We start from the raw sequence: 16,321 nt of genomic DNA, 5'->3' as shown, positions 1-16,321 counted from the left end.
TCAGCCGTCGCATCGGCGCGGCTCAGGCTGCAGGGGCATGGGCGGACGGTCCTGTGTTGAGGTTGGCGTGACCCTCTTGTGCCGGCAGCCCAAGCCATTGCAACGCTTCGGCGACGGTCTCTACAAGGGGGCGCGGCGGCAGCGTCGGACGCTCGATCAGCAGCACCGGCAGGCCCAGGACGCGTGCGGCTTCGAGCTTGGCTTGGCCCCCTTCGCCGCCCGAGTTTTTGGCCACTATCCACTCGATGCGATGGGCGCGCAGGAGCGCCAGATCGTCCTCAAGCGTGTAAGGGCCGCGCTGCACCACTACCGTGCCGCGTTGCGGCGCCACCTCAAGCCCCGGCTCCACGACGCGCAGCAAATACCAGTGCGGCGTGTGCTGCAAGAAAGGCTGCACCTGCTGGCGCCCAATGGCCAAAAAGACGCGGCTTGGCGCAGTCGGCAGGGCACGCACCGCGGCGTCGAAATCGGGCACGCTGTGCCAGCGGTCGCCGGGGCCGGGACGCCAAGGCGGGCGCTGCAACGCCAGCAGCGGCACGCCAAGCCGAGCGCAAGCCTCAATGGCGTGGCGGCTCATCTGTGCGGCAAAAGGGTGCGTGGCATCGATCACGTGCGTGATGCGCTGCTGGCGCAAGAAGGCCGCCAGCCCATCGGGGCCGCCGAAGCCGCCCACGCGAGTTGGCAGCGGCTGCGCAATAGGCTGCGCAGTGCGCCCGGCGTAGGAAAAAGTCGCGGGCACGCCAGCGCGGGCGAGTGCCTGCGCCAGCTGCGAGGCTTCGGTGGTGCCCCCGAGCAGGAGGACATGCATGGCGGCTGAAGCGTGGTTGTCGATTATCGGCATCGGCGAAGACGGTTTAGAGGATTGCAGCGAGTCTACCCGCCGTTTGTTGGCGCAAGCGCGGCGCGTGTTTGGCGGGCCGCGCCATCTGGCACTGGCGGGCATCGAGCCCGAGCGCGCCGAGCCGTGGCCGGTGCCGTTCGACATTGGCCCGCTGCTGGCCTGGCGCGGCCAGCCGGTAGTCGCTCTGGTCTCGGGCGATCCGTTTTGGTTTGGCGCCGGCAGCGTGCTGGCGCGCGCGTTGCCACGCCAGGAGTGGCAAGCTATCCCCGCGCCCTCAACATTTGCGTGGGCCGCTAGCGCCTTGGGCTGGCCTTTGGAGGAGGTGCGCTGCCTTGGGTTGCACGCGCAACCGCTGCGCGCGCTTTGGCCGCACCTGGGGCGGGGGCGGCGTCTGCTGTGCCTGCTGCGCGACGAGGCGGCGTTGCAGGCAGCGGTGGTGCTGCTGCGCGAAGAAGGCTTTGGCGCCAGCACCGCCTGGGCATTGCAACGGCTGGGCGGGCCGCGGCAGCGCATCGAGCGTTTCTCGATCCGGGACGGCGCGCCAGCTGGCCTGCAAGCGCCGCTGGCGCTGGCGCTGGACTTGCACGATGGCCCGGAAGGCTTGCCCGCCTGCGTCGGTTTGCCCGATGCGCTGTTCGAGCACGACGGCCAGCTCACCAAAGCGCCGATGCGGGCGTTGACGCTGCAGGCGCTGGCGCCGCGCCCTGGGCAGCGGTTGTGGGACTTGGGTGCCGGCAGCGGCTCAATCAGCATCGAGTGGTGCCTGGCTGGCGGTGTGGCCGAGGCGGTGGAGCGCGACGCGGTGCGTGCCGAGCGCGTGCAGCGCAACGCCGAGCGCTTCGGCCTAACCCCACGCCTGCGCGTCTGGTCGAGCGAGACCTTGGCGACGCTGGCGCAGCTGCCCGAGCCGCAGGCGGTGTTCATCGGCGGCGGCATGGACGCAGCACTGTGGCATGCACTGCGGCCTCGGCTGCCTGCGGGCTGCCGGGTGGTTGTCAACGCCGTGACCACCGCCACCCAAGCCTTGTTGGCGCAGTTGCATGAGCGCCACGGTGGCCAGCTGCGCCAGATCGTCCTGGCCGAGGCGCAACCCCTTGGGGCGCAACAGGGCTGGGTGCCGTGGCGGCCACAGTGGCAGTGGGCGTGGCAGGCATCAGCTGTCGAACTTGGAGGAGATGTGACATGACCGTGCATTTCATCGGTGCCGGGCCGGGCGCGCCCGATCTGCTGACGCTGCGCGCGCGCGAGTTGATCGCCCGCTGTCCGGTGTGCCTGTATGCCGGCTCGTTGGTGCCGCCGCAGGTACTGGCGTACTGCCCGCCGCAGGCGCGCTTGATCGACACCGCGCCGCTGTCGCTGGAGCAAATCCTGGAGGAAATCCGCGCCTCCCATGCCTGCGGGCAGGACGTGGCTCGGTTGCACTCGGGCGACTTGTCGGTGTGGTCGGCGATGGCAGAGCAGTTGCGCGCGCTGCGGGCCGAAGGCATTCCGTACACGATCACGCCTGGAGTGCCGTCCTTTGCTGCCGCGGCGGCGGCCTTGGGCTGCGAGTTGACCTTGCCCGGCGGCAGCCAAACGGTCGTGCTGACCCGCGCCCACGGGCGCGCCACCCCGGTGCCAGATGGCGAGCGTTTGGAGGTCTTGGCCGCCACCGGGGCCACGCTGGCGATCCACCTGAGCATCCACGTGCTGGAGCCAGTGGTGCAGACACTGCTGCCGCACTACGGCGGCGACTGCCCGGCAGCAGTGGTCTGGCGCGCCAGTTGGCCGGATGAGCGGATCGTGCGCGCGCCGCTGGGCGAGCTGGTGCAGGCCGCGCAGGGTGGGCTGGAGCGCACCGCGCTGATCCTGGTCGGGCGCAATCTGGCCCAAGACGGCTTTGGCCGCAGCCGCCTGTATGCGCCGGATTACGAGCGCCGCTATCGCCGGGCCACGTCCGCTGAGGATGCTGCATGAGTCCGCGCTGGCGGTTGAGCCTCATTGGCATGGGCATGGGTAGCCCTGCGCACCTGACGCTCCAGGGCGAGCAGGCGCTGCGCCGCGTCGATCTGTTGTTGCTGCCGGACAAAGGCGAAGATAAGGCCGAGCTGGCCGCGGCGCGGCTGCGCCTGCTGCAGACGGTGCGCCCCGACTTCGACGCCGAGGCGGGTGGCGGTCCGCGCGTGGCGCGCTACGCCGTGCCCTCGCGTGAAGGCGCCGATGCCGCCGACACACCGCGCTATCTCGACGCTGTGCGGCGCTGGCACGACGCACTGGCCCGAGCCTGGACGCAAGCGCTGCGTGAGCACCTGCCTCAAGGCGGGCAAGCAGGTGTGCTGATCTGGGGCGATCCGGCCTTATTCGACAGCTCGATGCGCATCGCCCAGCGTGTGGCGCGCGAGCTGCCGCTTGAATGGGAGGTGGTGCCCGGCATCAGCGCCCTGCAGGCGCTTGCCGCCGCGCATGCCGTGCCGCTCAATGAGCTGGCTAGCCCGGTGTTGATCACTTCAGGACGGTGGCTGCGCCAGCACGGCTGCCCTGCGGACGTGCCGGCGCTGGCCGTCATGCTTGATGGCGGCACGGCTTTTGAGGCGCTGCCCGACCCGTACGCATGGCACATCTGGTGGGGCGCTTACCTCGGGCTGCCGCAGCAAACCTTGGACAGCGGCCCGCTGCCGCAAGCCGGTCCGCGCATCGCGCGCGCCCGCGCGGCCTTGCGGCAGGCGCACGGCTGGATGCTGGATATCTACCTGCTCAAGCGTCGTGGCGCCGACGACTGCTGACCTCCGCAACCTCTGGAGATGGAACCGATGGAACTGCAGACCCCCCCGCTGCTGCGCACCACCCCCAAGCCGCAAGGTCCGCGCCGCGGCCTCATCATCGTGCACACCGGCCATGGCAAAGGCAAAAGCACCGCGGCCTTCGGCCTGGCGCTGCGTGCGCACGGACGCGGCAAGGCCGTCAAGATTTTTCAATTCATGAAAGTGCCCAGCGCCCGCTTCGGTGAGCACCGCGTTTTCGAGCAACTCGGCATTCCGATCGAAGGGCTGGGGGATGGATTTAGCTGGAAAAGCCGTGACCTTGAGCACTCCGCCGAGCTGGCGCGCCAAGGATGGGCGCGCGCCGAGGCGGTGATCCGCGCAGGCGCGCATTTCATGGTGGTGCTCGACGAAATCATGTACCCGCTGCGCTACGGCTGGATCCCACTGGAGGCGGTACTGGACGCGCTGCGTCAGCGCCCGACCGAGATGACGGTGGTGCTCACTGGGCGCCACGCGCCCCAGGAGCTCATCGACTTGGCCGACACCGTCACCGAAATGGTCAAGCACAAGCACCACTTCGATGCCGGCGTGCCAGCGCAGCGTGGCATTGAAGATTGACCTCTTTGGCATTTTTCTTTACGACATTTCAAGTCATGAATCTTGACAAAACCCCTGCCACCATCATCACCGGCTTTCTTGGCGCCGGCAAGACCACGCTGCTGCGCCATCTGCTGACCCACGCGCAGGGGCGGCGCATCGCCGTCATCGTCAACGAGTTTGGCGAGCTCGGCATCGACGGTGAATTGCTCAAAGGCTGTGGCATCGGCTGCGACGAGACCGGCGCGGAAAACGGCCAGGTCATCGAGCTGGCCAACGGCTGCCTGTGTTGCACGGTGCAAGAAGAATTTGCTCCGGTGATGGAACTGCTCGCCCAGCGCCGCGACCTGATTGATCACGTGGTGATTGAAACCTCCGGCCTGGCGCTGCCCAAACCGCTGGTGCAGGCGTTTCAGTGGCCCACTATCCGGCACGCTTTCACCGTCGATGCGGTGGTCACCGTGGTTGATGTGCCGGCGGTGGCGCAGGGTTGTTTTGCGTCTGACCCACAGGCGGTCGAAGCGCAGCGTCGCGCCGACCCGGAGCTTGACCACGACACGCCGTTGGCCGAGCTCTTTGAGGATCAGCTGGCCACCGCCGACCTAGTCGTGCTCAACAAAGTCGAACGGGTCGATGCCGATACCCTGCAGCGCGTGCGCGCGATGGTGGCGGCGCGCTCGCCGGCGGCGGTGCAGACCGTGGTGGCGCGGCACGGCCAAGTGCCGCCCGAGGTGCTGCTGGGCTTGGGCCGCGCTGTGGAAGAAGTGATCGAAAGCCGCCTCACCCACCACGACGATGAGGACGACGACCACGACCACGACGCCTTTCAATCCGTGGTGCTGGCGCTGGACGTGCGCGACAGGCAACACCTGCTGCAGACGCTTTCGACGCTGGTGGCGCGTCACGGCCTGCTGCGCATTAAGGGGTTCGTGGCGCTGCCGAAGGCGGCGCTGCGGCTGGTGGTGCAGGGTGTGGGTCCGCGGCTGGACAGCCACTTCGACCGCCCGTGGCGCGTGGGCGAGCCGCGCTGCAGCGTCCTGGTTTGCATCGGGCTAGGGCTCGACGAGGCCGCGCTGCGCGCCGATCTGCGCCAGGCTGGGTTGCTGGCGGAGTCATCCACGTCGGCCGGAGTGTGACCCATGCACTTGTTGGCCACCCGTGCCGGCGGCTTTATCGACGACACCAGCGGCGCGGTCGTGCGGCTGGCGCAAACCCCTGCGCCCGTGGTGGTGCTCAGCGCCGCCGATACCACGCTGTCGCTGCTGGCTTCGGTGCTGCCGAAAGACTACCCCGAAGTGCGGCTGGCCAATCTGATGGCGCTGCGCCAGCCGGCGACGGTGGATCTCTACGTGGAGGACGTGCTGCAGCACGCGCGCGCGGTGATCATCGATCACCTGGGGGCTTACCACGACTGGGCTTATCTGGTGGAGCGCTGCGCGGCGCTGGCGCGTCAGCGCGGGCAGTGGCTAGCGGTGTTTTCCGGCGACGGACAGGACGATCCGCAGCTGCTGGCGCAAGGTACCGTGGACTGGGATGACGCGCGCACGCTTTGGCGCGCGCTGCGCTACGGTGGACAAGCCAACGCCGCGCGCTTTTGGGCCCTGATCGGACAGCGCGCCCTAGGGTTGAAGGAACAACCCTACACGCCGCCGCAGCCGCTGCCGTCTATCGTGGAGCACCAAGTCGCGGACTTGCCGCCGGTGGCTCCCGACGCGCCGCAGGCGCTGCTGCTGTTTTACCGCGCCCATGTCCAGGCCAGCAACACAGGGCCTTTCGATGCCTTGCTGCGTGCGCTGCACGCGCGGGGGCTGCGTGCGCGCGCTTGGGCCGTGGACAGCCTGAAAAACCCCCAGGTGCGCCAACGCCTGCATGACCTGGCGGAGGGTGGCGGTGTGGATTTGGTGCTAAACGCCACGGCTTTCGCCCTTGGTTTGGAGGATGGCCAGACACTGGCGGGCGACGCTCCGGTGCTGCAGCTTATCACCGCGGGCGTGACGCGCCAGCACTGGAACGACGACCCGCACGGTCTGCCGCCGCGCGACATGGCCATGCAAGTGGTGCTGCCAGAGCTCGACGGTCGCATCGCCACCCGCGCCATCAGCTTCAAAGCGGTGCAGTGCCACGACCCACGCACCCAGATCGATTTGATCCGCTATGCCGCCGACACTGAGGCCATCGATTGGGTCGCCGAGCTAGCTTGGCGCTGGTGTCGGCTGCGCCGATTAGAGCGCTCCCAGGTGCGGCTGGCCGTGGTGCTGACTGACTACCCGAGCGACGACGCCCGCATCGGCATGGCGCTGGGGCTGGACGTACCGGCCTCGGTCGTGCGCATGTTGCAGGCGTTGCACCGCAATGGCTATGACCTGGGCGATGGTCCCGCGTTGCCGCGTGACGGTGACGAGCTGATGCGCTGGCTGCGCAGCGGCGTCACGCACGCTATCGACGACAACGATGCACGCCCGGCTTGGCAAAGCCTGGCGCTGACCGACTACAGGCGAATGCTGGAGGCGTGGCCGGCACCGCTGGTCGAAGCGCTACAGCAGCGGTGGGGGGCACCCGAGCGCGATCCGATGGCGCGCGCTGGCCGGCTGATGATTCCCGGTATTCGGTTGGGTCAGGTGTTCATCGGCCTGCAGCCCCCACGCGACCCGAGGCAGCGTCGCGCTGCCTACCATGATGCCGAGCAGGTGCCGCCGCACGCCCACGTGGGGTTTTACCTCTGGTTGCGCGAGGTTTGGCAAGTGGATGCCGTCGTGCAAGTCGGCACGCACGGCAACCTGGAGTGGCTGCCGGGCAAAAGCGTGGCACTGGGTCCGCTGTGCTGGCCGCAGCGGCTGCTGGGACCGCTGCCGCACCTCTACCTTTACATCGTGAACGATCCGGGCGAAGGTGTGCAGGCCAAGCGGCGCACGCAGGCGGTGATCATCGACCACCTGATGCCGCCGCTGGCCGACGCGCAGGACAGCGGCACCCTGCTCCCGCTGGAGCGCATGGTGGAGGAGTATTACGATGCGCTGACGATGGATCCCCCACGCGCGCGGCGGCTGCGTCAAGCGATCGTGGACGAAACGTTGCGGCTGGGCGTGCACGAGGAGCTGGGTTTGCAGGGCGATCCGCGGGATGCGGCGGTGCTGGCGCAGTGGCTGCAACGTCTAGATGCCTACCTCTGCGAAATCAAGGAAAGCCAACTTCGTGCTGGCTTGCACGTATGGGGCACTTCGCCCCAAGGCTTGACGCGTGCGCAAACCCTGCTGGCCTTCCTGCGCCAGCCGCGCGGCAACCGCGCGCAGGACGACAGCCTGCTGCGTGCCATGGCGCAAGATTTGGGGCTGGACGGCTTCGACCCGCTGCAAGCAGACCCCGCCGAGCCCTGGCGCGGGCCGCGCCCGGCGCTGCTGCGGGCCATCGACCCCGGCGGACCATGGCGCCACGCCGGCCACACGCGCCAGCGGCTGCACCAGCTGGCGCTGGCGTGGCTGCAAGATCCAGCGCTGGCCGAGCGGCAGGCCGGCCCGCGCGCTCAGCAGGTGCTGCGCTGGGTCTGGCAGTATCTCGCGCCGCGGCTGGATGCTTGCGGATCCAATGAGACAACACAACTGCTACGCGGACTGCATGGCCGGTTTGTGCCGCCAGGCCCCAGCGGGGCGCCGTCACGCGGACGCATCGATGCGCTTCCCACAGGGCGCAATTTTTATGCTAGCGACCCGCGCAGCCTACCAACCCCAGCGGCGTGGGACAGCGGTCAGCGCATCGCGGCGCGACTCATTGAGCGCTACGCCCAAGATCACGGAGTGTTTCCCAGCGCCATCGGCTTGTCGCTGTGGGGCACCACCACCTTGCGCACAGGCGGCGAGGACGTGGCCACGGCGCTGGCCCTGTTGGGTGTGCGGCCACGCTGGGATGAAGGCAGTGGCCGCGTGATCGAGGTGGAGGTTCTGCCGGCGTCGCTGCGGCCCTATCCGCGGGTGGACGTGACGCTGCGGGTCTCCGGCTTGTTCCGCGACGCGTTTGCGCACCTGATCGATTTGCTCGACACCGCCGTGCAGGCGGTGGCCGCCATCGATCCAGCGGACGAGCCAGACGAACTCAACCCCGTGCGCGTGCACGTGCAGCGGGAGGCACAAGCGCTGCTCGCGCAAGGCCTGGACCCCGCGCAAGCGCAGCGCCAGGCCAGCTGGCGCTTGTTTGGTCCGCGCCCGGGCTCGTATGGCGCCGGCATCGGCGAGGTGGCGCAAACAGACGCGGCGTTTGACCGGAACGCGCTGGTTCGCGCCTACCTGGGCAGCGGTGCTTACGCCTACGGCCGGGGAGCCCATGGGGTGGCGGCGCCGGCGGCGTGGGAGCGGCGGTTGGCGCGCCTGGATCTGGCCGCGCACATCCAGGACCACCGTGAGCACGATGCGCTGGACATCGATGGCTTTGTCGAATACCTTGGCGGCATGGCTGCCGCCGCGCAAGTCCTGCGCGGGCAAGCGCCCGCGGTCTATCACGCCGACAGCAGTACGACCGCGGTGCGGGTGCGCCCGTTGCGGGAAGAGCTGGCGCGCATCGTGCGCGCGCGCGTGACGCACCCGCGCTGGCTGCAAGCCATGCAGGCGCACGGCTACGCGGGCGCAGCCGAGATGGCCGCCACGCTGGAACATCTGCTGGGTTGGGCGGCGCTTGGTCAGGGGGTGTCGGCGCACCAGCTTGATCTGGTTGCGGAGACGCTGCTGTTCAACGAGTCCAACCAGAGCTTTTTACGGCAGCACAACCTGCCGGCCTTGCGCCGTATGGCGCAGCGCTTATGGCAAGCCATCGAACAGGGGCTTTGGACGCCTCCGGTGGCGCTGCAGCAGCGCCTGCGGCAATTACAGCTGGAGCTGGAAGAGTCATGGGAACATCCGTCAATCTGACCACCACGGACGCGTGCTCAACGACGGCTGCGCCACCTGATACGACGCCAGAGACACCGCGCTATCCCTTTGCAGCGCTGGTGGGGGTACCGGATTTGCAGCTGGCGCTGTTGTTGGTGGCCATCGACCCTACGCTCGGTGGGGTACTTATCCGCGGCCCACGCGGCACGGCCAAGTCGACCGCGGCGCGCGCGCTGGCCGACTTGCTACCGGGCGCCCCGTTTGTGCAGTTACCACTGGGGGCTACGCTGGAGCAGATCGTCGGCACGCTGGAACTTCAAGATGCGCTGCGCCATGGACGCATTACATGGCGGCCCGGGCTGCTGGCGCGCGCACACGGCGGGGTGCTTTACGTGGACGAGGTCAACCTGTTGCCCGATGCGCTGGCCGATGTGCTGTTGGATGCCGCCGCCAGCGGCGTGCACACCGTGGAACGCGACGGCATTTCGCAGCGCCACGCCGCGCGCTTTGCGCTGATCGGCACGATGAACCCGGAGGAGGGGGAGTTGCGCCCGCAGCTTCTGGATCGCTTTGGCCTGTGCGTCGAGCTGAGCAATCCGGACGCTGCGGCGGTGCGCGCCGCTATCGTGCGAGCGCGGCTGGCGTTCGAAGCCGACCCGGCGGCCTTCGTCGCCTGCCACCATTTGCAGCAGCAGACCTTGCAGCAGCGCTTGCAGCGCGCGCGGCAGGCGCTGGGCACGCTGACCTGGTCGGACGAACTCATTGTGCAAGCCTGTGCGCAGGCGCTCCAAAGCGGCGCTGACGGTTTGCGCGGTGACTTAACGCTGCTGAAAGCGGCACGCGCCCACGCGGCCTGGCACGGCAAGACCGCCATTGACCTGGCCGACTTGCGGGCGGTGGCCCCGTGGGTGTTGGCGCACCGGCGCAGTGGCACGGCGGCAGCCGCTGCCGAGGGAGCAGCCAGCGCCATCACACCCCCTTGGCAGTCAGCGGCGCCGCAGCGCACGTCTGCCGCGCCGTACGATGGGTCTGCGCCGCAAGACGGCAAGCTGCAGGGAGAGAGTCCCCCGCGCCACGCAGCGGCGGGCGAGGCTGACTGGGGTGCGTTGCCGCCGCAACCGGTCGGCATGGCGCCGCCGCTGGCCCAGATACCCGGAGGCTGGCCTGTCCCAAAGCCTTAGGCCCCGCCGGCGCGCGTAAGCCGCCTGCCGGGATGGGGCTGCGATCGCCTGACCATGCCGCCGCGTCCGCCCGGCGCGACGGCGCCACGCCGGTGATGTTGGACTGGCCTGCCACCCTCGCGCGCAAAGGGCCCCGTCCGCTCAGGCCCGCCGACCTGGTCTGGCGCGCGGTCCCGCCCGAGCCGGCGTGCCTGCACGTGATCGTGCTGGACGCATCCGGCTCGATGCTGCGCCGCGGGCGTCTGGCGCGCGCCAAGACCGTGGCGCTGCTGCTGGTTCAGCGCGCCGCGCGCCGCGACCAGCATGTCGCGCTACTGCTGGCCAGCGGTTACGGCGCGCAGGTGCTGCAGCCGCCCGCGCCGGCGCGGCGCGCCTTGGGGGTGACCGTGCGCGCGGTGAGGGGGGGCGGCGGCACGCCGCTGACGGTAGCCCTGCAGCGCGCCGAGACGCTGGCGCAGGCGTGGACTCGGCGCTTCGGCGGGCGCGCGCGGCGGGTCCTGTGGCTGCTCACCGACGGGCAGGTGCGACAGGAGCCGCCGCGCCCCGCTTTTGAGGTTTGTGTGGTGGTGGACGCCGACGACGACCAACCCGCGCTCGGCCAAGCTCGCCAGTGGGCGCACCATTGGCAGGCCCATCATGTGGCGTTGAACGATTGGAACTGAAGCTCGCCATGTCTCTTCTCTCATCCCGTTCGCAACCCGAGACCGCTGCGCACGCGTTCGACCCCGCCTCGCGCGCTGCGGTCTATCGCGCCATCGAACTGCGGCGCGACATGCGTCACTTTGCCGGTGGTCACGTGCAGCCCGAAGTGCTGGTGCGGCTGCTGCGCGCTGCGCACTGGGCACCCAGCGTCGGCTTCATGCAGCCGTGGCGTTGGATCCGCATCACGCACCCTGTGCAACGTCAACGCTTGCATGAGCTGGTGCAGCAGGAGCGGGTACGCACGGCCCAGGCGCTCGGTGAGCGCGGTGAGGCGTTTGCGCGTCTGAAGGTGGAAGGCATTCTGGAGTCCGCAGAGCTGTGGGCCGTGGTGCTGATGCCCGAGCGTGAACGGCATGTCTTTGGCCGGCGCACCTTGCCTGAGATGGATGTAGCCTCCGCTGCCTGTGCCATCCAAAATCTGTGGCTCGCCGCGCGCGCCGAGGGGCTCGGCGTGGGGTGGGTGTCGATCTTCGACCCGCAGCAGGTTGCCGATCTGCTGGGCTGTCCGCCAGGGTCGCGTCCGCTGGCGCTGCTGTGCTTAGGCCCGGTGTACTTGTTCTATGATGAGCCGATGTTGCAGCGCGAGCGCTGGGCGAAGCGCCTGTCGCTGCGCGATGTGGTGTTTGAAAATCGCTGGGAGCAGCCCAGCACGTTGCCGCTGCGTGACGATGCGCCCGCCGCATGAGCGTGGGACGCAGCGGTGGCTCAAGGTCGCCGCCGCATCGAACGGATGCGGGTCGGTGGCGTTTGCATGAAGGAGTTCAAAGGCATGACTGAGGCACAACCGGCTGCGTCGATTGAGGCTTGCGAATCCGCCTCCAGACCTGCACGCGTTGCCCCATCGCCAGCGTCGGAGCGCTGGACGGTGGCCGACGTGCAGGCACTGCTGGAGCTGCCGCTGCCCGAGCTGATCTTTCGCGCGCAGCAGGTGCACCGTCAGCACCACGATCCGGCGGAAATCGAACTGGCCACGCTGCTGTCGGTCAAGACCGGCGGCTGCCCCGAAGACTGCGCCTACTGCCCGCAGTCGGTTCACCACGAAACCGGCGTGAAGGCCACCAAGCTGATGTCGCCCGAGGACGTGCGGGCCGCCGTGCGTGCGGCCCGGCAGGCCGGGTCGCAGCGTTTCTGCATGGGGGCGGCGTGGCGCGCGCCGACTGACCGCGATCTGGACAAGGTCGCCGAGCTGGTGCGCGTCGTCAAGGAAGAAGGCCTGGAGGCGTGCTGCACGCTGGGCATGCTCACCGCCGAGCAGGCCCAGACGCTGAGGGAGGCGGGCCTGGACTACTACAACCACAACCTCGACACGGCGCCGGAGTTCTACGGTGCCATCATCCACACGCGCGACTATGAGGATCGGCTGCGCACGCTCGAGCACGTGCGCCAGGCCGGCATCCGCGTCTGCTGCGGCGGCATCGTCGGCATGGGCGAGTCGCGGCTGCAGCGTGCCGGGCTGATCGCGCAGCTGGCCAACCTCGATCCCTATCCGGAGTCGGTGCCGATCAACCACCTGGTCAAGGTGGCCGGCACGCCGCTGGCGGATCAGCCCGACCTCGACCCGCTGGAGTTCGTGCGCACGATTGCGGCCGCGCGCATCACGATGCCGCGCGCCAGGGTGCGGCTGTCGGCCGGGCGGCGCAGCATGGATGAGTCGACCCAGGTGCTGTGCTTTCTGGCGGGTGCCAACTCGATCTTCTACGGCGACAAGCTGCTGGTCACCGGCAACCCGGACGTGGAGGCCGACCGCGCGCTGCTGACGCGGCTGGGTCTGCGCACGCGCCCGGTGTCGCTCGAAGGTTGAGAGCCAGCCCCGGTGATGGAGCAGGCAGCGCTCGGATGGCCCACGGCGGGCGCGCTGGCGCTGGCGGTGGCCACGGCGCTGCTGTGGGACGTGCGCTTTGGCGAGCCGCCGGCGCGGCTGCATCCGGTCGTCGGCATGGGCTGGATGCTGGCGACGCTCGGGCGGCGTGTGGCACCGCCGCCCGGCGCGCCGGTGCCGCCGGCGCGCGTGTTTGCCGCCGGGATGCTGGCGTGGACGCTCGGGGCTGCTGGGGTGGTGGCGCTGGCGTGGGTGCCGCAGGCGTTGCTGAGCCATGCGCCGTGGTGGGCGCAGGGGCTGGCGCTCGGCGTGCTGCTCAAGCCGCTGCTGGCCTGGCGGATGCTGCGCGACGAGGTGGCCGCGGTGGAGGCGGCGCTGTCGCTGGGGCTCCAGGCCGGTCGCACGCAGGTGGCGCGGCTGGTCAGCCGTGACGTGCAGGCGCTGGACGAGGCCGGCGTGCGGCAGGCGGCGCTGTCCACCCTGGCGGAAAACCTCAACGACTCGGTGGTGGCGCCGCTGTTCTGGTTCGCGCTCGCGGGCCTGCCCGGCGCGGCGCTGTACCGCTGGGCCAACACCGCCGATGCGATGTGGGGATACCGCGGCGTGCGCGGCGGGCGCGACTGGACCTTTGCCGGGCGCTGGGCCGCGCGGGCCGACGATGCGCTGTCGTGGCTGCCGGCACGGCTGACCGCTGTGCTGCTGCTGGCCGCCTCCGGCCGAAGCGTGCCGTGGCGCGCGCTGCGCGCGCAGGCGCGGCGCACGCCGTCGCCCAACGGTGGCTGGCCGATGGGGGCGCTGGCGCTGCGGCTGGGGGTGCGGCTCGTCAAGCCCGGGGTGTATGCACTCAACGAGGCCGCGCGGCTGCCGCAGCCTGTCGATACCGCGCGTGCCTTGGCATGGTGCGACCGCGCGGTGGCCGGGTGGGGCGCGCTGCTGGTGGCGGGTCTGGCGGGCGTGGCGATGCTCGGGAGGCCGTCATGAAAGAGCGGCTGGAACACTTGGCTGCCGAAGCCGGCGTGACCGAACCGGCTCCGGGGACGACGCAGTCGCCTGCGGGGCCGCCGCGCACGCACGGCGGCCCCGACGCCGACGGTGTGCCGCCGTGGGACTTTTCCACCAATGCCAATGCCTGCGGACCCTGTCCGCAAGCCTTGGCGCGCGTGCAGGCGGCGGCGCGGCGTCACTACCCTGACCCCACCTACGCGGACCTGCGCCGTCGGCTGGCCGATTGGCACGGCGTGGCACCGCACCGGGTGCTGCTGGCCGCCAGCGGCAGCGAGTGGATCCTGCGCTTTGCCGCCTGGTGCGCGCGGCGTGGGTACGGGCCCCTCTGGTGGCCGGTGCCCGGCTACGGCGACTACGCGCACGCCGCCGACGTCTGGGGCCTGGTGCGCGCGCCCGGCCCGGCGCAGGCGCGCGCCGGCTGGCTGTGCGACCCCGGCAGCCCGCTTGGCCAGCCGGAGGATGCCGCCGTGGCCGAGGCGCTGCTGGCCGCCGGCGCGCCGGTGACGCTGGACCTGGCCTACGCGCCGCTGCGGCTGCAGGGCGAGGCGGTGCTGACCGAGCGGCAGCGCGCGCGCTGCTGGCAGCTTTACAGCCCCAACAAGGCGCTGGGCCTGACCGGCGTGCGTGCGGCCTACGTGATCGCGCCGGAAGAGGCCGAGCCCGGCCAGCTCGCCGAGCTGCAGGCGCTGGCGCCGTCGTGGCCGATCGGGGCCGATGGCGTGGCGCTGCTGGTCGCCTGGGTGGAGCCCTCCACGCAGCGCTGGCTGCAGGCAACCCACGCCACGCTGGCGCAGTGGAAGGCCGCGCTCGTGCAGATGCTCGAGGCGCGCGGCTGGGAGGTCGCCGCCAGCGTCACGCCGTTTCTCTGCGCCCGCCCGCCGCAGCCGCTCGACGCGGCGGCGCTGCGCGCGCGCGGCGTCAAGCTGCGCGATGCGGCCTCGTTGGGCCTGCCCGGCTGGTGGCGCCTGTCGGCGCAGCCGCCGCAGGCGCTGCAGGCACTGGCCGACGCGCTGGACGTGCCGGCGCTGGCGGGCGCCCCCGCAGCAGCCCGGCGGAGGGCGCCGCGATGACCGCGCGCTGCCTGATGGTCTGGGGCACCAGCAGCGGCGCCGGCAAGAGCTGGCTTGCCACTGCGCTGTGCCGCTGGTATGCGCGCCAGGGTCTGCGCGTGGCGCCGTTCAAGGCGCAGAACATGAGCAACAACGCGCGCGTGGTGGCCACCCCGGACGGCACGGAGGGCGAAATCGGCGCCGCGCAGTATTTCCAGGCACTGGCCGCCGGCGTCGAGCCCGACGTGCGGATGAACCCGCTGCTGCTCAAGCCCGAGGCCGACACGCGCAGCCAGGTGGTGCTTCTGGGTCGCGTCGATGCCGAGCTGACCGCCCTGCGGTGGCGCGAGCGCTCCCCGCGCGTCTGGCCGGTGGTGCGGCAGGCGCTGGACGAGTTGCGTGCGGAGCACGACCTGATCGTGATGGAGGGTGCCGGCTCCCCGGCGGAGATCAACCTGCAGGACACCGACATCGTCAACCTCGCGCCGGTGCGCCACGCGCAGGCGCGCGCGCTGCTGGTGGCCGACATCGACCGCGGCGGGGCGTTCGCGCACCTCTACGGCACCTGGGCGCTGCTGCCGGCGGACCTGCGCGACGCGCTGCGCGGCTTCGTGCTGAACAAGTTCCGCGGCGACGCGGCGCTGCTGGAGCCGGCGCCGCAGCGGCTGCAGGCGCTCACCGGCGTGCCGACGCTGGCCACGCTGCCGCTGCGCTGGGGCCACGGCCTGCCGGAGGAAGACGGCGTGTTCGACGACCGCGCGACGCGGGGGGGCGGGCCGGTGCGTAGCACGGTGGCGGTGGTGGCCTACCCGCGCATCAGCAACCTGGACGAATTCCAGCCGCTGAAGAACGCCGCCGGCGTGCGGCTGGTGTGGGCGCGCACCCCAGCCGATTGCGCCGGGGCGGACTGGATCATCCTGCCCGGCTCCAAGGCGACGGCGGCGGACTTGGCCTGGCTGCGTGCGCAGGGGCTGGATGCCGCGATCGCCGCGCACGCCGCGCGCGGCGGGGCGGTGCTGGGCATCTGCGGCGGGCTGCAGATGCTGGGCGAGGCGCTCATTGATCCGCACGGGGTGGACGGCAACGCCCCGGGGCTCGGCCTGCTGCCGCTGGTGACCGCCTTCGAGCGCGACAAGACCGTGCGCCGCAGCGCCGCGACGTTCGCCGCGCTGCCGCCCGGTCCGTGGGCGGGCTTGGGTGGCGTGCGGGTGCGCGGCTACGAAATCCACCACGGCCGCACCGTGCCGCATCCGGCGCTGGTGGCGCGCGGGGAGATCGCGCACGAGGTGCTGCCGGGGCTGGCGTGGTGCAACGCCGCCGGCAACGTGCTGGGCCTGTACCTGCACGGCCTGTTCGAGGACGAGGCCGCGCTGCGCGCGCTGCTCGGCGCGCGCGCCCGGCCGCTGGCCGACGTGTTCGACGACCTCGCCGGCCTGGTCGAGGCGCACTTCGCCCCCGGCGTGCTGGCCGCGCTGGCCGGCCCATGACGGCCCACCCCATTCCTTGGCGATCGCCGATATCCCTTTCCTT

General features: G+C 70.6%; 14 protein-coding genes. 13 read left to right on the top strand and 1 reads right to left on the bottom strand.

Features of this window, described 5'->3' with window-relative positions; translation table 11 throughout:
- Positions 1–22: 22 nt before the first annotated feature.
- Positions 23–808, bottom strand: coding sequence for a cobalt-precorrin-6A reductase (locus Taqua_RS06490; RefSeq protein WP_068609313.1), 786 nt, complete (start codon positions 806–808; stop codon positions 23–25).
- Here Taqua_RS06490 and cbiE point away from each other — a divergent pair.
- The 13 genes from cbiE to Taqua_RS06425 all read left to right on the top strand — a co-directional run bounded on the left by cbiE (position 807) and on the right by Taqua_RS06425 (position 16,278).
- A complete protein-coding gene (gene cbiE, locus Taqua_RS06485) occupies positions 807–2,027 on the top strand; it encodes a precorrin-6y C5,15-methyltransferase (decarboxylating) subunit CbiE (protein ID WP_144325782.1) in 1,221 nt (406 codons plus the stop codon). The genes Taqua_RS06490 and cbiE overlap by 2 nt on opposite strands.
- Positions 2,024–2,797 carry a precorrin-4 C(11)-methyltransferase gene (cobM, locus tag Taqua_RS06480; protein WP_068609317.1) on the top strand — a complete coding sequence of 258 codons (774 nt, stop codon included), beginning with the start codon at positions 2,024–2,026 and terminating at the stop codon, positions 2,795–2,797. Before cbiE ends, cobM begins: the two co-directional genes overlap by 4 nt.
- Positions 2,794–3,603: a precorrin-6A synthase (deacetylating) gene (gene cobF / locus Taqua_RS06475; protein WP_068609319.1), complete on the top strand. Its 810-nt coding sequence runs from the start codon at positions 2,794–2,796 to the stop codon at positions 3,601–3,603. Before cobM ends, cobF begins: the two co-directional genes overlap by 4 nt.
- A 27-nt stretch (positions 3,604–3,630) precedes the next feature.
- Entirely contained in the window at positions 3,631–4,200 is a 570-nt protein-coding gene (gene cobO, locus Taqua_RS06470) for a cob(I)yrinic acid a,c-diamide adenosyltransferase (protein WP_068609914.1), read from the top strand.
- A 35-nt stretch (positions 4,201–4,235) separates the two neighbouring features.
- Positions 4,236–5,315, top strand: coding sequence for a cobalamin biosynthesis protein CobW (gene cobW, locus Taqua_RS06465; RefSeq protein WP_144325780.1), 1,080 nt, complete (start codon positions 4,236–4,238; stop codon positions 5,313–5,315).
- Between the two features lie 3 nt (positions 5,316–5,318).
- Positions 5,319–9,074, top strand: a complete 3,756-nt coding sequence (gene cobN / locus Taqua_RS06460; protein ID WP_068609323.1) for a cobaltochelatase subunit CobN — start codon at positions 5,319–5,321, stop codon at positions 9,072–9,074.
- Positions 9,075–9,154: 80 nt separating this feature from the next.
- Positions 9,155–10,216, top strand: coding sequence for a magnesium chelatase ATPase subunit I (locus Taqua_RS06455; protein WP_342780905.1), 1,062 nt, complete (start codon positions 9,155–9,157; stop codon positions 10,214–10,216).
- A gap of 32 nt (positions 10,217–10,248) precedes the next feature.
- Complete coding sequence (locus tag Taqua_RS06450) at positions 10,249–10,878, top strand: vWA domain-containing protein (protein ID WP_082955463.1); 630 nt, start codon at positions 10,249–10,251, stop codon at positions 10,876–10,878.
- Between the two features lie 8 nt (positions 10,879–10,886).
- Entirely contained in the window at positions 10,887–11,603 is a 717-nt protein-coding gene (gene bluB / locus Taqua_RS06445) for a 5,6-dimethylbenzimidazole synthase (protein WP_068609918.1), read from the top strand.
- An 84-nt stretch (positions 11,604–11,687) separates the two neighbouring features.
- A complete protein-coding gene (gene bioB / locus Taqua_RS06440; protein ID WP_144325777.1) occupies positions 11,688–12,719 on the top strand; it encodes a biotin synthase BioB in 1,032 nt (343 codons plus the stop codon).
- Between the two features lie 15 nt (positions 12,720–12,734).
- Positions 12,735–13,718 carry an adenosylcobinamide-phosphate synthase CbiB gene (gene cbiB, locus Taqua_RS06435; RefSeq protein ID WP_144325822.1) on the top strand — a complete coding sequence of 328 codons (984 nt, stop codon included), beginning with the start codon at positions 12,735–12,737 and terminating at the stop codon, positions 13,716–13,718.
- Positions 13,715–14,812, top strand: a complete 1,098-nt coding sequence (locus Taqua_RS06430; RefSeq protein ID WP_144325775.1) for an aminotransferase class I/II-fold pyridoxal phosphate-dependent enzyme — start codon at positions 13,715–13,717, stop codon at positions 14,810–14,812. The genes cbiB and Taqua_RS06430 overlap by 4 nt, the downstream gene beginning before the upstream one ends.
- Positions 14,809–16,278: a cobyric acid synthase gene (locus Taqua_RS06425; protein WP_144325773.1), complete on the top strand. Its 1,470-nt coding sequence runs from the start codon at positions 14,809–14,811 to the stop codon at positions 16,276–16,278. The genes Taqua_RS06430 and Taqua_RS06425 overlap by 4 nt, the downstream gene beginning before the upstream one ends.
- Positions 16,279–16,321: the final 43 nt, after the last annotated feature.

Source organism: Tepidimonas aquatica, assembly GCF_007556585.1.
Classification (GTDB): Bacteria; Pseudomonadota; Gammaproteobacteria; order Burkholderiales; family Burkholderiaceae_C; genus Tepidimonas; species Tepidimonas aquatica.
Note: the sequence above shows the minus strand (reverse complement) of the source record. Positions and strands in the feature narration are given on the sequence as shown.

Excerpts from the sequence above, each read along its gene's own strand:
- Taqua_RS06450 (WP_082955463.1), top strand. The coding sequence starts at position 10,249 with ATGGGGCTGCGATCGCCTGACCATGCCGCCGCGTCCGCCCGGCGCGAC.
- cobO (WP_068609914.1), top strand. The coding sequence starts at position 3,631 with ATGGAACTGCAGACCCCCCCGCTGCTGCGCACCACCCCCAAGCCGCAA.
- cobN (WP_068609323.1), top strand. The coding sequence starts at position 5,319 with ATGCACTTGTTGGCCACCCGTGCCGGCGGCTTTATCGACGACACCAGC.
- cobM (WP_068609317.1), top strand. The coding sequence starts at position 2,024 with ATGACCGTGCATTTCATCGGTGCCGGGCCGGGCGCGCCCGATCTGCTG.
- Taqua_RS06490 (WP_068609313.1), bottom strand. The coding sequence starts at position 808 with ATGCATGTCCTCCTGCTCGGGGGCACCACCGAAGCCTCGCAGCTGGCG.
- bioB (WP_144325777.1), top strand. The coding sequence starts at position 11,688 with ATGACTGAGGCACAACCGGCTGCGTCGATTGAGGCTTGCGAATCCGCC.
- cbiE (WP_144325782.1), top strand. The coding sequence starts at position 807 with ATGGCGGCTGAAGCGTGGTTGTCGATTATCGGCATCGGCGAAGACGGT.
- bluB (WP_068609918.1), top strand. The coding sequence starts at position 10,887 with ATGTCTCTTCTCTCATCCCGTTCGCAACCCGAGACCGCTGCGCACGCG.
- cbiB (WP_144325822.1), top strand. The coding sequence starts at position 12,735 with ATGGAGCAGGCAGCGCTCGGATGGCCCACGGCGGGCGCGCTGGCGCTG.
- Taqua_RS06430 (WP_144325775.1), top strand. The coding sequence starts at position 13,715 with ATGAAAGAGCGGCTGGAACACTTGGCTGCCGAAGCCGGCGTGACCGAA.
- cobF (WP_068609319.1), top strand. The coding sequence starts at position 2,794 with ATGAGTCCGCGCTGGCGGTTGAGCCTCATTGGCATGGGCATGGGTAGC.
- Taqua_RS06425 (WP_144325773.1), top strand. The coding sequence starts at position 14,809 with ATGACCGCGCGCTGCCTGATGGTCTGGGGCACCAGCAGCGGCGCCGGC.
- cobW (WP_144325780.1), top strand. The coding sequence starts at position 4,236 with ATGAATCTTGACAAAACCCCTGCCACCATCATCACCGGCTTTCTTGGC.